Consider the following 21,764-nt stretch of genomic DNA (forward strand, 5'->3'; position numbering starts at 1 on the left):
ATTGCCGACATACTTAGATATTGGCAATCATAGGATGAAAAAAGATTATTTTAATTGAGACTCAATTAGCTCTAATGCTTCATTCAGTATAGTTTTGACACACGCCTTTGCTTGTTCGGAGTCTCTAGACTTAATGGTGTTAAGAATATCAGCATGTTTTTGAACGTCTGCGCCTGGCACACCTTTAATTCGATTTGTGTAACGAATACTTACGCGTAGCGCAGTTCCAATAAAGTCAGTTAATTGTGCAATAAAACGATTGCCGCTAGCTTGTAATATTGCCGTATGAAAAGCGATATCTGCGTCTAGTGGATCATCCAAACCTTTGTCAGCATCAGCCATACGTGACAAGGCTTTTTCAATTTCAGCGAACTGTTCATCTGTTCCATTCACTGCCGCCAATGCAGCCGCTTCAGGCTCAATTGCCACACGCACTTGAGTAAATTCTTTTAACAAAGTTAATGAAGGTTTACTATTTAAAATCCAACCTAATACGTCCGTATCGAACATATTCCAGTTGCTTTCAGGTAATACCAAAATACCTTGCTTTGGACGAGAAGAAATAAGCCCTTTAGCTGAAAGCATTTTAACCGCTTCACGCGTTGCACTGCGGCTTACGTCATACTCCAAACATAAATCAGCTTCAGAAGGCAGTCCAGTACCAATGGGGTAATCTCCCTTAACAATAGCCATTCCTAAGCTATGTGTTAATTGGTGGGTTAAGTTATGTTTGGGGTTACTTCTCATAACACTCTCTTTGTTTAACCTTGCTCTCAATGCGATACGAATATTGTATATTACAAGTTTTAAATTCAGCGCGATAGGCGTTTAGTAACTAATTTTTAACAATTTTTCAGTAATAGTTGACATTGCACCAAAAATTACGCTAATTAATTCATATTATAGTATATGACATACCTTTGAAATAGGTTTGTTTACTAGCGTGAAATACAACAAGATTTCATGTGATTGACTTCATTTGCACTCAGCTTTTAAACATGTGAAAGTGCGATTAGATATTATGAGTTAGGACATTACTTTGCCAGATTCAACTCACTACAAGAGCCTTGAAGGGAAGACAGTATTTATTACCGGTGGCGCTACTGGAATCGGCGCAGCCATGGTAAAGGCATTTTTAAAACAAAAGGCTAAAGTTGCTTTTATTGATATTGACGACAATGCTGCAAAGAAACTACAAGATGAACTCATTGCTTATCAAGAAAACGTTTGGTTTGAATCAGTTGACGTTACTGACAATCAAGCGTTAACCAATAGTATAAAGAAAGCATGCAAAGCATTTAATGGCATTGATGTTCTAATAAACAATGTTGCCAATGATATGCGCCATCGACCACAAGATATTTCACCACAAGATTGGCAATATTGTATGCAGATTAATTTAGACGCAGCATTTTTTGCCGCTCAAGCGGTATTTAGTCATATGCGCAAACAAAAACACGGCGTAATTATTAACTTCAGCTCTATCAATGCACTAATTGGCCCTAAGAACATGGTTGGCTATACCACTGCCAAAGCAGGTCTTATCGGAATGACAAAATCATTAGCAAAAGATTATGGTCGCTACAATATTAGAGTAAATGCAATATTGCCTGGCTGGATAGCTACAGAAAAGCAATTAGCCTCGTATTTAAGTGAAAATGAAGAAAAACGCTGGATGGCGTCAATGGCCATTAAGAGGCGCATTGAGCCTTGTGAAGTAGCAAAACTTGCGATGTTTTTATCTTCAGATGATAGTGCGATGATCACTGGACAAAGCATAACAATAGATGGTGGTCGAACTTAATATGACGCCACAATATGTAATCGCAGTTGATTGGGGGACGAGCCATTTAAGAGCTTACCTTTGTAAAGTAAATGAAGACCTTACTCTGTCATACCAAGAGTGCTTAACAGCACGAGGGGTTTCTAAAGTAAGCCATGGTTTTGAACAGGAGTTGTTTGACTGTATTGAGCCCTGGGTTGAGCAATTTGGAAATCTATCTATTTTAATGTCGGGACAAATTGGCTCAAGCATTGGCTGGAAAGAAACAACCTACCTAGCCTGTCCTATCTCACCTAAAGCAGTCGCAGCTTCCTGTTTACGCTTTAATTGTCGAGAACACCAACTAGCGATAGTTCCAGGATTACATTGCAGCCACGAAAATAATTATCGTGATGTGATGAGAGGCGAAGAACTTCAGGTTCTTGGCTGGTTAGCACAAAATCCAAAACATACTCTGGGTAGGCATTTAGTGTGTTTACCAGGCACCCACACCAAATGGGTGTTAGTTGAAGATGGACAAGTTGTTTTGTTTAAAACAGCGATGACCGGCGAGCTTTACGATCTGCTTATTCATCATAGCGTATTGATTCAACACCCTAATGACGAATTTAATCAACAAGCATTTAATGATGGGGCTAAGTATACTTTAGCAAGTGAATTAGGGAGTCTAATTCACGGAATATTTAGTGTCCGTAGCAAGCAATTATTTAATGAGCTTAGCACGGAACAAGCGCCTTCATATTTATCCGGTATGTTAATTGGTAGTGACGTCCGCGCAGCACTAAACGCTACAGAGTGGCAGTTTACTCAACTAGACTCGGTAAATATTATCGGCAGCAATACCTTGAGTAAGCGATTTTCAGAAGTGCTATCAATGCAAGATATTTCAACTCAATTATATGCAGTTGCGGATGTTACTTTAGCCGGTTTTTCATCAATATATCAAGATTTGAACATTACGCAGCGTTTAAAGATTAAAAAATAATGAAACTTGCAACCTTACTATCAGCCTCACCTATCATTGCAATTTTAAGAGGTTTAACAACTCAACACGCAGCTGAAATCGGGAAGCTTTTATATCAAGCGGGTATTCGAATCATTGAAGTGCCACTTAATCGCCCTGATGCATTTAATGCTATTGAAGTACTCGCAAACACATTACCTGACGACTGTTTAATTGGTGCAGGAACGGTTGTTAAGCTGACAGATATAGAAAAAGTCGCAGATGCAGGTGGGCAATTAATTGTTTCACCACATTGTGATACAGGGATAATTGAGCAGTCGTTAAATCTCGGACTCGTTAGCTTACCCGGAATTGCAACGGCAACAGAAGCATTTAAGGCCTTTAATGCTGGCGCTACCACCCTAAAAGTATATCCTGCCAATAGCTACGGACCGAAACATATCCAAGCACTTAAAACTGTACTTCCTAACCACAGTCAGTTAATTGCAGTTGGCGGTGTAAAGTTGAACGAAATCGATTTATGGCTCAAACACAATGCCAGCGGAGTAGGTATTGGCAATGAGCTTTTCCAGCAGGGTGATACTCCTTTCGATGTTACCAGCAAACTCTCAGTACTTTCCCAGAATTAATCATGCAATTAATTAAAATCCTAGCTGTCAAAAACTTACTCGGCGAAGGCATTGTTTGGCATCCAGACCAACAATCTTTATGGTGGACAGATATTTTAACTTGCAAGCTATATTGCTATGAGTGGCAGCACAATAATTTGATTCATTATGCGCTTCCAGAGCGATTAGGTTGCTTTGGCTTCACAAAGGATAGTCAGCAGATTATTGCTGCATTCGCCTCCGGCATTGCGTTATACAACCTAAATACTTCAGAGGTTAAGTGGCTTGCTCGTCCCGAGTTATACAACAAAGGGAATCGTTTTAATGACGGTGGCGTTGATCGTCTAGGCCGCTTCTGGGCGGGCACTATGGTCGAAAACAAGCAATTATCGACTGCAGAAGGCAAGCTATATTACCTTAAGAGTAATGGAGAATGCTGTGTCGCGCTCGACAATATTGGAATCTCAAATGCCCTTTGTTGGAGCACTAACGGCGAAGGTGTTTATCATGCTGACTCACCCAGCCATAGCATATTCAAATATCAATTTGACAATGATAAAGGGCTGGTAAATAAGCAATTGTTTGCCGAAACAGCTAGCGGTCAAGTGCCTGATGGCGCATGCATAGATAGCATTGGACATTTATGGTCTGCTCAATGGGGGGGCGCTCAAGTCATTGAGTATGATATACATGGTTGCGCTCAACAGGTTATCCAACTTCCTGTTAGCCAACCAACCTGCGTAGCGATTGGTGGACCTAACTTAGATCTTTTGTGTATCACTAGCGCACAACAAGGACTGTCAAAATATGAACTAGCCAAACAACCACAAGCTGGTAATGTGTTTATTTACCAGCTCGAAGAGAGTTTAGGTGTAAACGAAGTATTTTTGAATACTAGCGGCTATTCAGCTATTTAATTTGGCTAACCTCAAAAATAAGTGACGATTGTGGATCGATAATCGGTAATTGCATACCAAAAGCCATCAGCGCCTCTCCTGAAAATACTTGACCATCAACAACACTTAACACTGACGTCGAATATTCTTTCACTTTAGTAGGCCACACCAAGTTTAATCGATACTTTGCTTCTTCTTTTAAGCCAGCAAAATAGAATTTATCAGGTGCATAACGTAACGTTTCAGCCAATAAGTTGTAGCTAAATAAACCATGACTTTGCTCATCATTGACTATCGCAAAACGAATTTCATTGTCTCCGCTGTCCATACGAACAAGCTCACCTTGATGAATCAATTGACGATACTTTTTATGGAGACTGATCGCTTCACGAAGCACAACCCTTTCGTGCTCTGTTAGCTCTCTCGGATCCATCTCTATACCCATATGGCCAAACATGGCTACCGCAGCTCTCATTTCAATGCTAATTCGTCGGCCAGTTATATGACAATCTCTTGGCCCAACATGTGAACCCATAATATTTGACGGAAAAAAATATGAACAGCCACGTTGAATATTCAGTCGATCTAGCGCATCGTTTGAATCTGATGTCCAAACACGGTCAGTGTGTTTTAGTATACCGTAGTCAACGCGACCACCACCTGAGGAACAACTTTCAATATCTACATTAGGATGTGCCAATTTTAGTCGCTCAATTAACTGATATAGGGCTAAGGTTTGTCGGTGAACAGCAGGTTTTCCTATTAAGTTGCCCGCATGATTAATATCACGGTTCATGTCCCACTTTATGTAGCTGATATCTGAGTATTCTTGCAAAATAGCATCAATAGCTTGATACAAATATTGAGTTACCTCGGTGTTAGTTAAGTCTAAAACTAGTTGGTTTCGATATATAAGCTGTTCATTGCCTGCGCTAGAAAGCACCCAATCAGGATGTGCACGATACAAATCACTGTCAGGGTTAACCATTTCTGGTTCAAACCAAATACCAAATTCCATCCCTTGCGCTAATACTTGTTCTATCAGGGGCTGTAGGCCTTTAGGGTAAATTTCTTTATCGACTTCCCAATCACCTAAACCCGCAAAGTCTCCCCTACGCCCTTTAAACCAACCATCATCAAGTACAAATCGTTCTGCACCTAACGCAGCGGCTTGTTTCGCCAGTTCAACTAAAGTATCGATATCATGATCAAAATAGATCCCTTCCCAAGTGTTGTAATGGATAGGGCGAGGTTTATCGTTAATATGATTACGTAATAATTGCTGACGTACATAGTGATGAAAACTTGTCGAAAGTTGATTAAAACCTTGCTCGGCAAAACACCCGTATAATGTGGGTGAACTATATCGTTCCCCTTCATTGAGCACGACTTCACCTGGTAAAAGTAACTCGCCTAATTGCACATAAGAGCGTCCATCAGATAATTGTTCACATAAAACTTTATGGTTGCCACTCCAACCTAGGTGAAAGCCATAGCAAATACCGTCAGTTTGAGCGGTAGATTTGCTATGAACAAGTAGCCCTGGGAAACTGTCATGTGAGGTTTTTCCTTTCCTATTCTCTCTAACATACCCCCCTGAAAAACGTTTAATAGTGTGCGTATTAAATTCTTGTGCCCAGCGACCTTCAAACCCAGTGAGCTCGGTCATGGTCTCTGGAATAGGCAATGTGGCGACCATACAGGAATTTACCGTTACACTGTCAGCTCCATGATTGACTAACTCAGTAGAAATTTGCAAAACATCGGTATTTGGATCTAACGCGATAATATGAATGACACTAATTTTTCGAATGTTATCTAAACTTTTAAGCAATACCGAGTATTGGTTCTCTTGCTCAATATGCACGATATCCCCACAAATGGACCATGCTTGATTATCGCTAATAAGCTCAACACCTGCGTTTCCTGTAAAGCCTTGCCCGTATGTTGGCATTAGCGATAAAGGTGGCTCCTCTACTGCTGCACATTTAGCTTCTTGCCTTGTCGCTAATTGAGCCAACATCAAAGCAGAGTTTTGTTGCTTTAAAAGCTTCCCCCAATACAAGACGCTCGGTAGGCGTTTACTAATATCTACAATAAAGCTACTACGCTTACCTCGTAAATGAATGTATTCCGGAAAGTCGCCCATGTTTACCTCTACTATGTTTAACAATACCTAAAACACTGACATTTCAGGTTGATGCACAAAGCTAATCAATATTAATAGCTTAGCGGTTAATGTGAATAAATCTTAAACTCGGTGTTTTAAACCGACAAAAATAAAGATAGTATATATATTATAAATAATGAATAAAGAAAATATTCGCGTTATTTTAACGTGTATGAAAATATATAATTGAAGCAGTGGGGAGAAATGAATGTTCAGGCTTTATCGTAATCGTAAAAGCAAAGCACTAAAGCTCAAGCAGGTACACATAATCAATCGAGACCGCAAAGTGACTAGTCTCTCAATGCTTACGTTAGCGCTAAGGTAGTAAGGGAATTTTATGTCTGAACAAACAATACAGTTAATTGTATTTTTTGGTATTACTGCATTAATAGCGTTTGCCACTTACTTAAAATGTGTAGGGCACAGCCGCTCTGGCGACTCGAATAAAGAATACTTCCTAGCAAGCGGTGGCCTTTCATGGGTATTCGTCGCCGGATCTATTACGCTAACGAATTTAAGTACTGACCAACTAATCGGCATGAATGGTAACCAAATGGCGTTATTAGCTTGGTGGGAATTTGCAGCAGTAATTGGGCTGTTCATTTTGGCAAAAGTATTTCTGCCTGTGTATTACAAACATAATTGTACAACAACAACCGAATTACTTGAAAAGCGATATGGCGATAAAAATATTCGCGCAGTGATCGCCGCATTGTTTTTATTTGGCAATATTTTCATCTTCTTACCAAGTGTACTGTACGGTGGTTCATTATTTATGAAGTCACTGTTCAATACCGATTTACCGCTAATTACTTTAGCAACATTCTTTGGAATAATTGGTGCTTGTTACGCGGTTTTTGGTGGATTACGAGCAGTTGCCGTGTCTGATACCTACAGCGGAATTTTGTTAATCGGTATGGGCTTACTCATAGTGTATCTAGCAGTTGCTGCAATTAACTTCGATTTTTCAGGCATTCCAGTCGAACGACTTACGTTAATAGGTGATGATGACTCTCCACTTCCATGGCATGTACTATTAACCGGTATGATATTTATTCAAACCTTTTATTGGGGCACCAACCAAACCATTACCCAACGAGCAATGGCAGCGCCCAATGTAAAAGAAGCGCAAAAAGGTGTGTTTGCCGCCGCCGCCATTCGTTTGTTAATTGTACCGCCAATGATTGTTATTCCAGGTATTGTATCTTACAAGCTTTATGGCGATATCGGCGATGCAGCATACGGAACTCTTGCGGGTGACATTTTACCTGTATGGTTATCAGGTGCTTTCGCTGCTGCAATTGCTGCAGCAGTATTAACAACATTCAACAGTATACTTAACTCTTCAGCCGCACTTTATTGTTGTGATATTCACGAAAAATACATAAATAAAGATGTCAATGTTGGTAAGTTAAATGCCATCATTACTGGAATATTTGTCATCATTGCACTTGCACTTGTCCCTGTGTATGCAACAGCAGACAGCATCATTAACTTGGTACAAGAGTTATTTGGTTTACTCAGTATGCCGATACTGTCAACCTTTATCGTCGGTTTACTGTTTAAAGATGTTGATGCGAGGGCAGCAATTACTGCCGTGATTTTTGGAACCTTGCTGTACGCATTTTTTGTCTTTGTATGGGCGCCTTTCCACTATATTCATATGATGTGTATTACATTATTTAGCTGCGTAGGTATGGCCTTACTAGTTAACCGCATTATCTTTGGCAATAAAATATCGATGGCACATAACGCTACCGCATAATTACGCTTATTCCTTCCAAAGAGGCTAGCTAAACCTAGCCAGCCTCTATAAAAATATCTATCCTAAATTCACACTGAAAATAATACTCGACATTATATGACTTTTACGGTCAATCAATGTCGTTATTCTGTCAATATTTATTACTCTTGCTAACCTATAGTGAATATAAGAACCTATTTATCGGACTTATTTTACGATGAGTTTTATTATTGCCGCCATCCCTGTGTTTCTCATACTTATAGCGATTGAATTAATCGCAGATAAAGTCCGTGGCACGGGTTATTATCAGTTTAATGATGCGCTAAATTCATTAAACCTTGGTGTATTGAGTCGAGTTTCAGGCATTCTATTAGCCGCAATCCCAATATCCGCCTACTACTGGCTATATCATAATCACGCTATATGGCAATTATCTGATCAGTCTATCGCCGTTTGGTTTTTTGCTTTTATAGCATACGACCTAGGCTATTACTGGGTTCATCGTTTAGGACATAGAGTATCTGTAATGTGGGGCTCTCATGTCGTTCACCACTCAAGTGAAGAGTACAACCTAACAACAGCACTTAGACAAACAAGCACGCCTAGTTTGTTTGGTTGGATAATTTACCTACCAATGGCTGTAATTGGGGTGAGTCCTGAACTTGCTGTTGCTTGCGGTTCATTAAACCTAATCTATCAATTTTGGGTACATACTCGCCATGTTGATAAGCTACCACAGTGGTATGAAGCAATATTTGTCACCCCTAGTCACCACCGCGTGCATCATGCGCTAAATAGAGACTATATTGATAAAAATTTTGCTGGCGTCTTTATTCTATGGGATAAACTATTTGGCTCATTTCAGCCAGAAAAAAATGAGGTGAAAATTGTTTATGGTGTCAGCCATCAACTTAAAAGCTGGAATCCTGTTTGGGCGAATTTTCAAGTTTACTGGAACCTTTGTATCGACGCCCTTCATACGCGTAAAATAAAGGATAAAATTAAAGTCTTTTTCATGCCTCCAGGTTGGCGCCCTTCTGATGTAAAACAAAAATTTCCAAGGCGCTATGCAACAACAAAAACCATGGTTAAATATGATGTCGAGATAAGCTCAAGTTATAAAGCCTACTTACTTATCCATTTTATTGTTTTTCTGGGTTTAATATTTGCCTTTATATTATCAGTTGCCAGCAATAACCTATTAACAAACTGGACGCTTTGTGCCGTTGCTATCTTAAACTTGGTGGTGATTAGCAGCATCCAAGAACAAAAGTATTGGCACGTCTGGGCTGAGCCTGTAAGAGTTATTATCACTGCGTTTACCTTAAATACGATGTTAATACCATTTCAAATTAACTGGTTAACAGAAATTTTACTCGCCAGCTCAATACTCTCAATAATTAGTTTTACTCGGTTAAAACGTAGAGAAAATGAGCCTGTACATTCGACAAGCTAATCGACGTATTTATTGATAATCACGAGTGATGGCTTTAGGGTTCAGTCGATATTCTTGAGGTGTGCAATTAAACCAACGCTTAAACGCTCGTTGAAAAGCACTTTGCTCGGAATAACCTAACACCGATGAGATGTATAACAATTTGTGATTAGTTTGAGTTAAGTACGAAACAGCCAAGTCTTGGCGAATATGCTCTAAAAAAGCAGTTAGACTGGTGTTTTGTTGTTGAAATTTTCGTTGAAGTTGTCGAGAACTAATTCCTAAGAACTGAGCGACTTCGTTTAATTCAGCGATACCTTCAGGTAACGTTTCAATGATATATTGCCGGATAATATCTAATGACCCAGTCGACTTCTTTTGTGATAGCTTTTGTTCTGCGTAGTTACACAAAACAGTTAGTACTTCTTCGTTAAATGCCGTTAATGGTAAAGTAAGCGAGGATTGCTTAACTTTAATACCATTGAATTCAGTGTTAAATAGAACTTCACAACCAAAAAATTCTTGATATTGTTCAAGCCCTGACACTGCTGAATGGGTAAAGTGGACACTTATCGGTTTATCATTTGACAATGTATAAGAAAATGCAAACGCTACCCATGCAGTAATGACTTGTTCAATAGAGTTAGCACTGCATTGTGCGTCTGACAACCAACGAATTGTGACAACCTCATCCTCAATTTCATGATAAGCCTGACCTGAATTTCCCAACAAACATTGATATCGTTTTTGATAGCCAAGCGCATCCCATAATGTCGGCGCCGCAGCCACAATATGTCCCAGAATGCCCCAAAAACTCAGCTCAAATGCTTTGCCGTGCATAAAGCCAATATTGGGTATATTCAATTGATTTGCACCATAACTAAGCAATGCTTCATAGTCACTTTGTGGGTAGCTCTGCTGTGCATTACTCAGCGCTTGTTCATCAGTTGCAATATGAGTAAGCAACAACTTTCTATCTAAACCACAGTTAACCAGATAATTAACTAGCGCTCGCACGCTATAGTGTGGCAATGAGCAAATCATGCGCTTTGCTCACCCTGATAATCGATCATGCCTTTAACCATTAGGTATTGAGCTAAATAATAACTCGCCATTACCAGCACATCAGACATTGGTAAAGGCGTTTTAAAAAAGCTCATGGCCAAAATTGAATCAGATACAATAAAACTTAAGGCACCAAGGGCCACTTTATTAGGTAAAGCGCTAGTAAATGCCGCAATGCCCATACTACAAACTACAGCCAAATAAATGGCTACAGGGATTTGCATTTCACCGGTATCAGGCAATAGATAGGTCGCCATTAATATTGAAAAAAGTAAAATTACTGCGACTAACATTTTTCGCCAGTGAGTTACCTGTGCCCAATTAGCGGTTTGAAAATAGGTGACAGCATAAACCAATTGCGCAATCAAAAAGGCACCAAGCCCTAACAAAAAGCTATTGGTAATTGGTAATGCTAAAAAGACATCACCAAAGCATGAGGCTAACACGCCAATCGCCATCAATATTCGATACTTCCCTGATAGCTGAGTTATTGCTAAGAACAGAATTAGTAACATCGGGAAAACTTTGACAAGAAAATCCCCTAAATAAGGACGATACGGCAAAGATATTAAATAGCACAGTGCAAATACTAAAATTACATAACGAAAGATGGGGGTTTTTAAGCTTAAACTTGTCATAATAAATTGAGAAACATAGACATCCGACCAATGTGTTCAGTTATATCATTACCACTTGGCTTATACCAACTGATAACATAAAAGAAACGAATTCAGGAAATTAATTATGTTAAAAGTCTCAGCCATCAACCTATTAGTCGACGACTACCAGCAAGCACTAGAGTTTTACCGAGATAAGTTAGGTTTCTATGTCATTGACGATATTTCCATGGATGATCACCGTTGGCTCACCGTTAGCCCTGAATCATCAGGAATTTTAAAAGTCATTATTAACAAGGCTGAAACTGCTCAACAAAAAGCAGCGGTTGGGAATCAAACTGGCGGTTGTGTGTTAGCTATTTTGCAAACCGATAATTTTGATGAAAAGTATCAAGCAATGCTAAATGCTGGTGTAGAGTTTTGTGAAAAACCACGTGAAGAAGAATATGGTACTGTCGTTATTTTTAAAGATTTATACGGCAACAAATGGGATTTAATTGAGTTAACTCATTAACCAACATCAGCATAACAGTCTAGTTAAGCCTCAACCTTACGATTTACCGATAATTGAGGCTTGCTAATAACTAACTTTCTATTTGGCTACTTTAATATTAACCCCTGCAATACCTTCGCCTTGTTTTACATGTCCCTGGATAAGGCGATTAATTTGGGTTAATGATGAAAGCATGGCATAAACACCACTGTAATAACCTTTCGATAGCAACGACATTTGCTTTTCTTCAGTTAACTTATTAAATGCTTCCTCATCTAAATGGTATAGCCCTTTAAGCGTGCTTTTCTCATTATTTGCCATGGTCAATTCCACTTCAATTGGCTGAATAAGTGATAAGTCATTTAATTCATTGATAAACGCTGCTGTAGTGATTTGATCATGATAAAGCTGTTCTAGCTGTTGGTTAATCTGTTGAAAATAAGAAGTAGCTTGTTCACCATCAAATAGTAACTCCCCTTCTTCTTCTCCTACCAAACCACTTTCTGTATTGATAAATGGAATAATGCTTTTTTCATTTTTAGGGTCAATACCTAAAGCAAATGGCATTGTACGTGCTGCCAATGGTACATAAGCGACATTATGTTCACCATTTTCGTTAACTAACACATTGCTATCCATAGCAAATGAGGTAATAGCAGCAACTGACGTTGCCCCTGTTTTAGAGTTCTTAATGAAAAACAGTGGATAACTAGAAGCAGCTTGTAATAGTTCATTTACCGTTACTTCCAATTGATGTTGACTCGCAATAAAAGGCCAATCGACGTCTACTTTCACTTTAGTTTTCTGGTTATTATCAGGTTTTATTGGTTGAAAATTCATAGTTTTTATTCTTATTAAAAAGGTTAGTGTCCATTGGCTTTAATGGCTGCCAGTAATTCACGGTGTTTTGGTAAACGCACTAATGCTTGCTGAACTGCCTGTTGATTAATTGCCATCAATTTTTGTGCTTTTTCATGCTCATTATATAAATAACTCTGTGCTGAAAAATTACTGTTATAACCCATACCATACAGAACATATTGATAACTTGCAGCAGGAAATACTTCAAAATTACTATCAAAGTCTTCCATGTTAGGCGCACGATGCTGCCAAAGACTCATTAAATCACGTAAATTGTCACTAGCAGTATCAATATCACTCATCTGCTGCCAAAAAGGTTCTGTGCGCTTACTCAACAAATAATGCAACTTTAGAAAGTCGATAACTTTTTGCCAGCGATAAAGAAAGCTTGTGTTAAAGCGCTTTGCAACAACCGAAATTTGTTCAGTCGACACTGGCAAATGCTCTGCAACATATTCAGCAGAAGTTTCAATCATCATCAATGCAGATGCCTCTAACGGTTCTAAAAAGCCGGCCGATAAGCCAATAGCTACCACATTATTTTGCCAAAACTTCTCTCTTCGCCCAGGTGTAAAAGCAATCGTCTTAATAGTTAACTCTTCTACTTCAACACCTACGTAGTTAGCAAGTGTTTGCTTAGCTCTTTGTTCATCACAATATTTACTTGAATAAACATAGCCAATGCCACGTCTTGTTTGTAGACCAATATCCCAAATCCAACCAGCATCTTGTGCCGTTGAAATAGTTTGACAAGCAACTGCTTGTTGTTCATCACGATAAGGTATTTGAACAGCAAGTGCAGTATCAATCGCGGAAACGTCTTGCTTGTCGAGATAAGGAACATTGAGCACTTTACCAATAAGCAAGGCACTAAAGCCTGAACAATCTATAAACAATTCACCAGTTAATGCAGTTCCATCTGTAAATAACAAAGCCTTAATATCGCCATTAGCCGATTGCTGAGCCTGCTCGAACGTTGCTATTTTATGGATTACATTAAGCTTGTCTTTACCATGCTGTTTAAGCAACTCAGAAAATTTACCCGCATCTAGATGGTAGCCATAATTAGCTAACCCCTGATATGCAGGGTCGGTAATGGTTTTGGGCGCTTTCCCTGCTAGGCAAATTGCTTGTTGATAGCAAACGCCCGAAGAGAAGTCTTGAGATGCTTGGTTTTTTTGCCAATAAGGGGTTAAGTCGAATTGGCCATGGCCTTTAGGGGCGGTAAAAGGATGAAAATAGCTATCACCTTGCTCGCCATTAACCCAGCCCACGAATTGACTACCTTGTTTAAAACCGACATTACAGTGCTTAATAAATTCATGCTCATCAATACCTATTTTTTGTAAGGTATTGCGCATAGTTGGCCAAGTGCCCTCGCCGACGCCAACACCAGGTACATCGGTAGACTCTACTAATGTTATGGTTAAATCTGGGTGATTTATATGCTTTTTAGCCAAAATACAGGCAGTCAACCACCCTGCACTTCCACCACCTAGTATTATTATGTTTTTAACTGCTTGCATCTTATTTTAGTTTTAGTTTGCTGCATGTCTTATATGACTTCATTATGCAGTAATTAAACCCAACAAAAAAAGGGCTAAAAAGCCCTTTTTTGTTTCTCTATTAGCAATTAGAAGTTCGCTCGAACACCAAATGCCCAACGCGTGCCGTTATCTTCTAGACGAACAAACTGGTTTTGGTAACGACTATGACGACGCGTCTCCTCACCAGTGATGTTAATACCTTCAAAGAATACAGTGAACATCTCATTGATTTCATAACTACCGCTGATATCCCACTGACCATAAGTATCAGTTTTAAGTGGCTCAGTACCACCAAAACGGTTTACTTGATCTTGTAAGAAGCCTTCACGGTTATTAAACGCTAAACGTAGTTGGTACGGCCCATTTTCATAGAAGCCTACAATGTTTTGTGAATCGCCTAGTCCTTCTAAACCGAATGACTCAGTTGAGTTATTATCTAGTTCTGCATCACTATCTACAAATGTCGCATTGGCTTGCAAACCAAAACCATTTTCCCACGTATGAGTCCACGCTAACTCTAAACCATTAACTTCCGCGGTTTCACCATTACGAGGTCTACGTACGTTAAAGTTGTATGCTCCGCTTTCTAAGTTCCACACTTCAGTTGCTACGGTACTGGTAATAAAGTCATCAACTTCTTTACTGAATATAGCTGCTGCGAAGTAACTAGTATCTGCATAATACCATTCGTAAGAAACATCCCAGTTAGATGATACAAATGGTTTAAGATCAGCATTACCACCTTGTGCCGCATTATTATTTGGACGAGATACCGTGACCGTTGTAGCTGGGTTTAATTCATCCATGGTAGGGCGCGTTAATGTTTCAGAGTAAGCAACACGCATTACCATTTCATCCGTTAAATCAAATTTAACATTTACTGATGGTAAAAGGTTGGTATATGAATTACTTGCCGATACCGGCTGAACACCACCTGGTGCATATACTTCAAACAAATCTGAAGGATCGTTTGGCACTTCTTGTAAATCAATTAGCTCTTGAGTAACACCAGAAAGCGTAGTATCTGTTTGTGTATAACGTACACCAACGTTTGCTTGCCAAGGTAAGTCACCTAAATCACCTTCAAAAGTGAAGTCGATGTAAGCGCTAAGAATTTCTTCTTCAACTGTATATTGATCAGCTTGTCCTTGCGGATCTGAATAACCAGTGTCACCAGTAACAGATTCGCGATATGCATCATAAGCCGCAACATCATACGTTAACCAACGATCTGGCACTCCGCCAAAGAAGCCATTGGCAGTGTATTCAGTTAATAACTCATCTGGAACATCAGTGCCATAACCACAGTATAAATTACAGTCTGATGCATATTTACGAACTGCATCTTTTTCACGGTCTTGGTAATAACCTCCCCAACGCATTGAGGTAAATGTATCTAAGCCAGTTTCCCATTCAAAGTCGGTTTTAAATTCTGTGATAGTGTCTTCGCGATCCCAACCATTACGTTCGTTGTAATGAGCACGACCAAGGTCGGCGCGCAATGCTGCGTCTTCACCGCCTAGAATTTCAATTGATGGGCTACCGTCACGGTTGTCCCATGTGTACGCATTGTTGTATCCGATAACATTGAAAAATACGTCACCAGCACTTTTTTCTTCAGCAGTTGAAGTTGAAACATCAAACGTTGCCATTACATCATCATTGATCTGCCATTCAGCATTAAAGCCAAAAGCCTGTACATCAACTTCGCGGTTATAGTTACGACGGATAAAATCAGTTGCACCTGTATTGGCATTTTCAATGTAAACAACAGAGTTGTTTTCATCGACTTCAGCATCAATAAAGTTACTTTCTGAGAACCAATGGCCTAAAGAGTGAACATCTGATTCAACTTCAAATTGAGAGATTAAGCCATCAAAAGTTAAGGTTAATTCATCAGAGGGAGCATATTGGAATACCGCAGTACCAGAGGTACGAGTGCGGTCTTGCTCATCAACCATTACATCGAAGTTTTGCGGTACATAAGCATTAGTAAATTGCTTACCATTTTGTGTTTCAAAACTTACATTTGGACGATAATAGCGTGACTCCATAATGTTATCTTGAGCCGTACGCTCTTGATGTGCCAATGAAACTAATACACCGGCTTTGCCTTCCATAAAGGTATTGCTGATCAAGCCTGAAAACTGTGGAGTTGTTTCTTCCGATAAATCATCGTAAACCCCTTTTGCACTAGCAACAGCCTTAAAGCCATCGTAGTTTAAAGGTTTTGCAGTATTAACATTAATGGTTGCACCAATACCACCTTCTTGCATATTCGCAGTAGGGCTTTTATATACGTCTACACCAGTAATTAATTCAGCTGCTAATGTATCAAAACTAAATTCACGACCAGGGTTTTCTGTCGCAATTTGACGCCCGTTGACAAGCACAGTATTAAACTGCGGACCAAAACCACGTACGGTAACAAATTGACCTTCACCACCACTACGGTCAATAGAAACACCTGTAATACGTTGCAGTGATTCAGCTACGTTTTGATCTGGAAATTTACCTAAGTCATCGGCAGCAATACCATCATAAACACCGACACCTTCTTTTTTATCGAACATAGCCGCTTTTAAGCTATTACGTAAACCACGAACTAAGATGTACTCAGTATCATCACTTTTCTTATCCGCAGCTTCTTCAGCAGCAAAAGCCGCTTGCGAGTAACCCCCTACAGCACTTGCAATGGCTACAGCTAACGCTGTGCGCTTGGTAAGTGTAAACATATATCTCCCCTTTACTTACTTGTTGTTTTTTTTAAGTTTTACGTTTTTTAAACAAGTTAGTGTTGTTGTAATCTTATTAAGCACAACACTTTTGAGCATAGCTATGCTCTGTTAACTTGCTAGCTAAATATTGGTTTATTTTTTCTTTTTCTTGTTTTGAAAGCCTAAGTCCCAGCTTAGTGCGCCGCCAAATTACGTCATCTAGCGATTTAGCCCATTCATGTTGCACTAAGTAACATAATTCTTTTTGATATAAGCCACTGCCATAGTGCTCACCAAGATCTTCCTGTGTATAGCAGCCATCAAGGAACCGATAGCATAGTGAGCCATATGAGCGAACGTAACGCTGCCGCAAAGCTATAGGAAGCCAAGGAAATTCTTCAGCAAGCTTTGCCGACAGCATTGAACGGGAGTTAAAGTCGCCACCTGGTAATGTCGTATTTTTTGTCCAAGCAGGTTTCAAATTTGGAAATAACGTTGAAAGTTTATCTACTGCTGATTCTGCAAGTGTTCGATAAGTAGTAATTTTACCGCCGTAAATATTAAGTAATGGAGCATGACCATTAGTAGAGAGCTCGATGGTATAGTCTCGAGTAACAGCTTTAGCGTCTTCTGCTTCATCATGTAAAAGAGGTCGAACACCTGCAAATGTATGAACAATATCTTGCTGCGAAATTTGATGTTTAAAATAGCTGTTGGTAATTGAAACTAAATAGTCAATTTCATCTTGAGAAATTTCTGCCTGTTGAGGATCATCTTGATAATCAACATCAGTTGTACCAATTAGAGAAAAGTCGTCCTCAAACGGCAGAACAAAAACAATACGCTGATCTTCATTTTGCAGAATATAGGCATGCTGATCATGATGGATTTTAGGGACAACAATATGGCTACCTTTAACTAAACGAATTCCATGACTTTCTGCACTATTAATATTGTCAGTTATATTTTCAACCCATGGGCCTGCGGCGTTTACTAGGGTTTTACTATGCATTTGTGATGTTTCACCTGTCACCCTATCTAATACTTTAAGATGCCATATGCCATTTACTGATTTCGCTTCCAGCACTTTCGTTTGAGTAAATAATTTCGCGCCGTTTGATTTTGCTGAAAGCGCATTTAGTACAGTTAACCTCGAGTCATCCACCCAAGCATCCGCATATTCAAACCCTTTAGTAATTTCCACTTTTAACGGGTCTGTGCTTTTAAACTTAATCCCCTTAGACTTAGGTAAAGTCAGGCGCTTACTCAAGTTATCGTACAGAAATAACCCTGCTCGAATCATCCACGCTGGTCTTAAATGGGCTTGATGGGGTAACCTAAACACTAATGGAGAGATGATGTGTGGCGCATTTTTTAATAACACTTCTCGTTCGGCGAGTGCTTTTTTGACTAAACCAAACTCATAGTATTCCAAATAACGTAGTCCGCCATGAATAAGCTTGCTGCTAGCACTTGATGTCGCTGACGCCAAGTCATTCATTTCACAAAGTGCAACATTCAACCCTCGGCCCGCAGCATCATTAGCGATACCTACGCCGTTTATACCGCCGCCAATTACGAAGACATCAAATATGGTATTAGTTGCACTCATGAGATTAGTTACTTTTAGCACCTGTTTCAGATTAAATATAATTTATATGATAAATATAATCAATATGACAAACATACTAGCTTATTAAACGAGCAATTCAAGTAAAAAATGCGTCAACGGTAGGATAATCGTTAGAAAATATTAACGGTGCAAACCGCTAAGCACTAATAACAGTATAGCGTTAATGTGCGGTACGAAGTCTTAACTTCTCTAATTGGCTGGTAGTACGCTCAATATTCGGATTTGTTAGAAATGTTTTAAATATCGCTAAACTTTCAGTAACCATATGCTGGTTAATGTCTCGATCAAAATATTGTGCAAGACCTTCAGCACCAAGAAGAATACTTTTATTCTTCTTAGAGAAATAGTTACTGTTCGTTGCCTTTAGGTGCGGTGAACTTTGTCCAATTGTATTCGCTATGGTCGATTGTATATCCGCTCGAGACATGAATTTTAAGAATTTTTTTGCAGCAGGAATATTTTTGCTACGTTGAGATATAACAAAAACATCTAATGGAACATCTTCATAACGTGCTATCTCTTTATTAATCATTGGAAAGGCTTGGTAACCAATATCATCCTGAAATTCTGGCGGGGTATTGTTGTCGAGAAAATTGCCCAGCAACGTCATCGCAGCCATTTTTCTAAATAACGGTGGCAATAAATTCCGCCAACTTAAGTGCTCATGAGTTGAAATAAAGCAATCATTTTCAATCATTGCTTTCCAATGAACAAAGACATTTTTTACTCGTTCATCAGTAAAAGAAACCTTACCCGCCAATAGCTCTTGATGGAAAGCTAAACCGTTTAATCTTAAATCAATGTAGTCAAACCAAGCCGCAGGCAACCAAGGGTCTTGGCTTCCAATCATAATTGGCACTAGTCCTTCTTGTCGAACAGCTTGGCAGAAGCTAAGTAAAGCCGGCCAATCAATCGGCGGCTCTAACCCTAAGTCGGATAATAATGCTTTATTATAAAATAATCCCCAGGTGTAATAGGCATAGGGTAATGCATATATTTTGTCATTATGGCTTACCGCCTGCTTTATATTTTTTGGGAAAATAGTATCAAATTGTTCTTTTTGCCAAAGTTCGTCTATAGGTAAGATAAGGTTATTTTTAGCTACTGCATTTAATCGCTCGCCGGCTTGCCAGTATAGAACATCTATTTGGCCAGACATTAACCAAGGCATTACTGCTTGTTTATATTCAGCATCTAATAAACCGGTAAAAACTAGTGTAATGTCCGGGTGTTTGGCCTCAAACTCTTTTTTGAAATGACGAAAGAAACCACGATGACCACGAGCGCTATAAAGCAGTGCAACATTAAGGGTTAACTTCTTTTTAGGAAGCTGTTCAGCGTTATCAACTATGGCGTAAGCATTGGATAAAACAGGAATAGCAAACATTAGCAAAAGTGCCATACAAACATTCACTAACGACAATTGTTTTACTCGCACTAATTCTTCTCACCAATGGTTACAGCTCCATATAACTTGAGTATTGCATATAGCTATAAATCACGAAAGAAAATCTCAAAATTTCAATCACTTTTATCGAGAAAAAACGTCATTGGGTTTACCTTCTTGTCCATAAGTGAAATAGTTGACTTACTTACCATTGCCTTTATGATATTTATCATATTTATAGTTTAATAAAGAGGTCGTTATGGAGCAGTACCTATTATCAATCGATCAAGGTACCACGAGTTCTCGTGCAATTTTATTTAATATCCGCGGTGAAATGATTGGTAGTGAACAGCAGGAATTTGAGCAACACTACCCTCAAAACGGATGGGTAGAGCATAATCCAGACGATATATTATCTACCGTTATCAATACCGCAAAAGCAGTCATTAAGAAGACTAAAATTACACCTGAGCAAATCGCCTCCATTGGCATATGTAATCAGCGCGAAACGACCTTGGTATGGCACAGAGATACCGGAAAGCCCATCTACAATGCGATTGTATGGCAAGACCGACGTACTGCAGACTATTGTACTAAATTAAGTGAACAAGATTACGGTCACACCATTACCGACAAAACAGGTTTACTGATTGACCCTTATTTTTCTGCGACCAAAATTCGCTGGATACTCAATAATGTCGACGGCGCAAAAGAGCTTGCTGACCAAGGAAAACTAGCATTTGGCACTGTTGATACTTACCTTTTGTGGCATTTAACCGATGGCAGCTCACATTATACTGATGCAACAAATGCTTCTCGCACTATGCTGTACAACATTCACCAAGGAATTTGGGATACTGAATTACTAGAGTTGATGGATATTCCTGCCTCTGTTTTACCTCAAGTATGCGATAGCGCGTTTAATTTTGGTGTAACCAAAGCCTTTGGCGGTGAAATAGCCATTCAAGGAATTGCAGGTGACCAACAAGCTGCACTTATTGGACAAACATGTTTTCAACCGGGCATGGCAAAAAGTACCTATGGTACAGGTTGTTTTCTCATGGTAAATACTGGCGATAAAGCGTTGGTTTCTAACAACAGGCTATTAACTACTATTGGCTACCAGATAAATGGCAAGGTGCACTATGCATTAGAAGGCAGTATTTTTGTTGCCGGTGCCGCCATACAATGGTTACGCGATGGTGTTGGCATGGTTGATTCTGCAAAGGAAACGGAAAGCATTGCCCGAACAACGACCGTTGATAATGGCGTTTACTTTGTCCCAGCATTTACAGGTTTAGGTGCGCCCTATTGGGACCCCGAAGCTAGGGGGGCAATCTTTGGTTTAACAAGAGCTACAGGTATTAATGAAATTGTCTCTGCTGGCTTGCAGTCTGTATGCTATCAAACTGACGATTTAACCTCAGCCATCGCTAAAGACGGCATCAATATTAGTCAAATGCGTGTTGACGGTGGTATGGCAGCTAATAACTGGTTTATTCAATTTTTAGCAGACATATTAGATGTACAAATTGACCGCCCAAAAACAGTTGAGACCTCAGCACTAGGTGCAGCATACCTTGCAGGGCTTCACGCTGGCATTTATGACTCACTTGAACATATACAATCACTTTGGCAGAGCGATACTAGCTTAACGCCGCAAATGAACCAACAGCAACGAATCACTATGCTGAGCGGCTGGCAAGATGCTGTGAAACGTGTATTGATGAGATAATTTTCAGTATAAACTGATAGGCACTCGCTTTTAAAAGTGCCTATTGGTGTGACCAATATTCAAATTCACCAACAAACCTAATGTTAGTTCTAGCTTTATCACCCTCATC

At 39.4% G+C, this 21,764-nt stretch carries 17 protein-coding genes; 8 read left to right on the forward strand and 9 right to left on the reverse strand.

Annotation, left to right across the window (positions count from 1 at the left end):
• Positions 1-45 precede the first annotated feature (45 nt).
• A complete protein-coding gene (locus HII17_RS01245) occupies positions 46-747 on the reverse strand; it encodes a FadR/GntR family transcriptional regulator (protein ID WP_169073509.1) in 702 nt (233 codons plus the stop codon).
• 292 nt (positions 748-1,039) lie between these two features.
• Here HII17_RS01245 and HII17_RS01250 point away from each other — a divergent pair, with 292 nt between their 5' ends.
• Genes HII17_RS01250 through HII17_RS01265 form a run of 4 tightly spaced genes read left to right on the forward strand, consistent with a single transcriptional unit; the run spans position 1,040 to position 4,272 of the window.
• Complete coding sequence (locus HII17_RS01250) at positions 1,040-1,804, forward strand: SDR family NAD(P)-dependent oxidoreductase (protein WP_169073510.1); 765 nt, start codon at positions 1,040-1,042, stop codon at positions 1,802-1,804.
• A gap of 1 nt (position 1,805) precedes the next feature.
• Positions 1,806-2,768 (forward strand): 2-dehydro-3-deoxygalactonokinase, encoded by a 963-nt coding sequence (locus HII17_RS01255; protein ID WP_169073511.1) that lies wholly within the window; start codon positions 1,806-1,808, stop codon positions 2,766-2,768.
• Positions 2,768-3,376, forward strand: coding sequence for a 2-dehydro-3-deoxy-6-phosphogalactonate aldolase (locus HII17_RS01260; protein WP_169073512.1), 609 nt, complete (start codon positions 2,768-2,770; stop codon positions 3,374-3,376). The genes HII17_RS01255 and HII17_RS01260 overlap by 1 nt, the downstream gene beginning before the upstream one ends.
• 2 nt (positions 3,377-3,378) lie before the next feature.
• A complete protein-coding gene (locus HII17_RS01265; RefSeq protein WP_169073513.1) occupies positions 3,379-4,272 on the forward strand; it encodes an SMP-30/gluconolactonase/LRE family protein in 894 nt (297 codons plus the stop codon).
• Here the strand turns inward: HII17_RS01265 and HII17_RS01270 are convergent.
• On the reverse strand, positions 4,265-6,400 hold the full coding sequence (locus HII17_RS01270; RefSeq protein ID WP_169073514.1) for an alpha-galactosidase: 2,136 nt from the start codon (positions 6,398-6,400) through the stop codon (positions 4,265-4,267). The two genes, HII17_RS01265 and HII17_RS01270, sit on opposite strands and share 8 nt — an antisense overlap.
• A gap of 358 nt (positions 6,401-6,758) precedes the next feature.
• Here HII17_RS01270 and HII17_RS01275 point away from each other — a divergent pair, with 358 nt between their 5' ends.
• Both HII17_RS01275 and HII17_RS01280 read left to right on the forward strand, forming a co-directional pair.
• Positions 6,759-8,186, forward strand: a complete 1,428-nt coding sequence (locus HII17_RS01275) for an SLC5 family protein (RefSeq protein WP_169073515.1) — start codon at positions 6,759-6,761, stop codon at positions 8,184-8,186.
• Positions 8,187-8,382: 196 nt separating this feature from the next.
• Positions 8,383-9,621 (forward strand): sterol desaturase family protein, encoded by a 1,239-nt coding sequence (locus HII17_RS01280; protein ID WP_169073516.1) that lies wholly within the window; start codon positions 8,383-8,385, stop codon positions 9,619-9,621.
• A 9-nt stretch (positions 9,622-9,630) separates the two neighbouring features.
• On the opposite strand, the gene HII17_RS01285 is transcribed toward HII17_RS01280, so the two are convergent.
• Both HII17_RS01285 and HII17_RS01290 read right to left on the reverse strand, forming a co-directional pair.
• Entirely contained in the window at positions 9,631-10,644 is a 1,014-nt protein-coding gene (locus HII17_RS01285) for an AraC family transcriptional regulator (RefSeq protein WP_169073517.1), read from the reverse strand.
• Positions 10,641-11,303, reverse strand: coding sequence for a lysoplasmalogenase (locus HII17_RS01290; protein ID WP_268969123.1), 663 nt, complete (start codon positions 11,301-11,303; stop codon positions 10,641-10,643). The genes HII17_RS01285 and HII17_RS01290 overlap by 4 nt, the downstream gene beginning before the upstream one ends.
• 106 nt (positions 11,304-11,409) lie before the next feature.
• Between HII17_RS01290 and HII17_RS01295 the strand changes: the two genes are divergently transcribed.
• Complete coding sequence (locus tag HII17_RS01295) at positions 11,410-11,796, forward strand: VOC family protein (protein ID WP_169073519.1); 387 nt, start codon at positions 11,410-11,412, stop codon at positions 11,794-11,796.
• Positions 11,797-11,874: 78 nt separating this feature from the next.
• Here the strand turns inward: HII17_RS01295 and HII17_RS01300 are convergent, their stop codons facing one another.
• The 5 genes from HII17_RS01300 to HII17_RS01320 form a co-directional block, all read right to left on the reverse strand.
• Positions 11,875-12,615 (reverse strand): SapC family protein, encoded by a 741-nt coding sequence (locus tag HII17_RS01300; protein WP_169073520.1) that lies wholly within the window; start codon positions 12,613-12,615, stop codon positions 11,875-11,877.
• A 23-nt stretch (positions 12,616-12,638) separates the two neighbouring features.
• Positions 12,639-14,162 carry a tryptophan halogenase family protein gene (locus tag HII17_RS01305; protein WP_169073521.1) on the reverse strand — a complete coding sequence of 508 codons (1,524 nt, stop codon included), beginning with the start codon at positions 14,160-14,162 and terminating at the stop codon, positions 12,639-12,641.
• A gap of 107 nt (positions 14,163-14,269) precedes the next feature.
• Entirely contained in the window at positions 14,270-16,918 is a 2,649-nt protein-coding gene (locus HII17_RS01310) for a TonB-dependent receptor (protein WP_169073522.1), read from the reverse strand.
• Between the two features lie 76 nt (positions 16,919-16,994).
• Positions 16,995-18,512: a glycerol-3-phosphate dehydrogenase gene (gene glpD / locus HII17_RS01315; protein WP_169073523.1), complete on the reverse strand. Its 1,518-nt coding sequence runs from the start codon at positions 18,510-18,512 to the stop codon at positions 16,995-16,997.
• Between the two features lie 181 nt (positions 18,513-18,693).
• On the reverse strand, positions 18,694-19,971 hold the full coding sequence (locus HII17_RS01320; protein ID WP_169073524.1) for an ABC transporter substrate-binding protein: 1,278 nt from the start codon (positions 19,969-19,971) through the stop codon (positions 18,694-18,696).
• Positions 19,972-20,179: 208 nt separating this feature from the next.
• Here HII17_RS01320 and glpK point away from each other — a divergent pair, with 208 nt between their 5' ends.
• The gene (glpK, locus tag HII17_RS01325) at positions 20,180-21,655 is read left to right on the forward strand and encodes a glycerol kinase GlpK (protein WP_169073525.1); all 1,476 of its coding nucleotides are present in this window, start codon (positions 20,180-20,182) and stop codon (positions 21,653-21,655) included.
• Positions 21,656-21,764: the final 109 nt, after the last annotated feature.

It is taken from the genome of Thalassotalea algicola, from assembly GCF_012932965.1.
Lineage (GTDB): Bacteria > Pseudomonadota > Gammaproteobacteria > Enterobacterales > Alteromonadaceae > Thalassotalea_F > Thalassotalea_F algicola.

Coding starts and splice junctions, on each gene's coding strand:
- HII17_RS01285 (WP_169073517.1), bottom strand. CDS start 10,644: ATGATTTGCTCATTGCCACACTATAGCGTGCGAGCGCTAGTTAATTAT.
- glpK (WP_169073525.1), top strand. CDS start 20,180: ATGGAGCAGTACCTATTATCAATCGATCAAGGTACCACGAGTTCTCGT.
- HII17_RS01260 (WP_169073512.1), top strand. CDS start 2,768: ATGAAACTTGCAACCTTACTATCAGCCTCACCTATCATTGCAATTTTA.
- glpD (WP_169073523.1), bottom strand. CDS start 18,512: ATGAGTGCAACTAATACCATATTTGATGTCTTCGTAATTGGCGGCGGT.
- HII17_RS01290 (WP_268969123.1), bottom strand. CDS start 11,303: ATGACAAGTTTAAGCTTAAAAACCCCCATCTTTCGTTATGTAATTTTA.
- HII17_RS01300 (WP_169073520.1), bottom strand. CDS start 12,615: ATGAATTTTCAACCAATAAAACCTGATAATAACCAGAAAACTAAAGTG.
- HII17_RS01280 (WP_169073516.1), top strand. CDS start 8,383: ATGAGTTTTATTATTGCCGCCATCCCTGTGTTTCTCATACTTATAGCG.
- HII17_RS01310 (WP_169073522.1), bottom strand. CDS start 16,918: ATGTTTACACTTACCAAGCGCACAGCGTTAGCTGTAGCCATTGCAAGT.
- HII17_RS01305 (WP_169073521.1), bottom strand. CDS start 14,162: ATGCAAGCAGTTAAAAACATAATAATACTAGGTGGTGGAAGTGCAGGG.
- HII17_RS01295 (WP_169073519.1), top strand. CDS start 11,410: ATGTTAAAAGTCTCAGCCATCAACCTATTAGTCGACGACTACCAGCAA.
- HII17_RS01270 (WP_169073514.1), bottom strand. CDS start 6,400: ATGGGCGACTTTCCGGAATACATTCATTTACGAGGTAAGCGTAGTAGC.
- HII17_RS01255 (WP_169073511.1), top strand. CDS start 1,806: ATGACGCCACAATATGTAATCGCAGTTGATTGGGGGACGAGCCATTTA.
- HII17_RS01275 (WP_169073515.1), top strand. CDS start 6,759: ATGTCTGAACAAACAATACAGTTAATTGTATTTTTTGGTATTACTGCA.
- HII17_RS01265 (WP_169073513.1), top strand. CDS start 3,379: ATGCAATTAATTAAAATCCTAGCTGTCAAAAACTTACTCGGCGAAGGC.
- HII17_RS01245 (WP_169073509.1), bottom strand. CDS start 747: ATGAGAAGTAACCCCAAACATAACTTAACCCACCAATTAACACATAGC.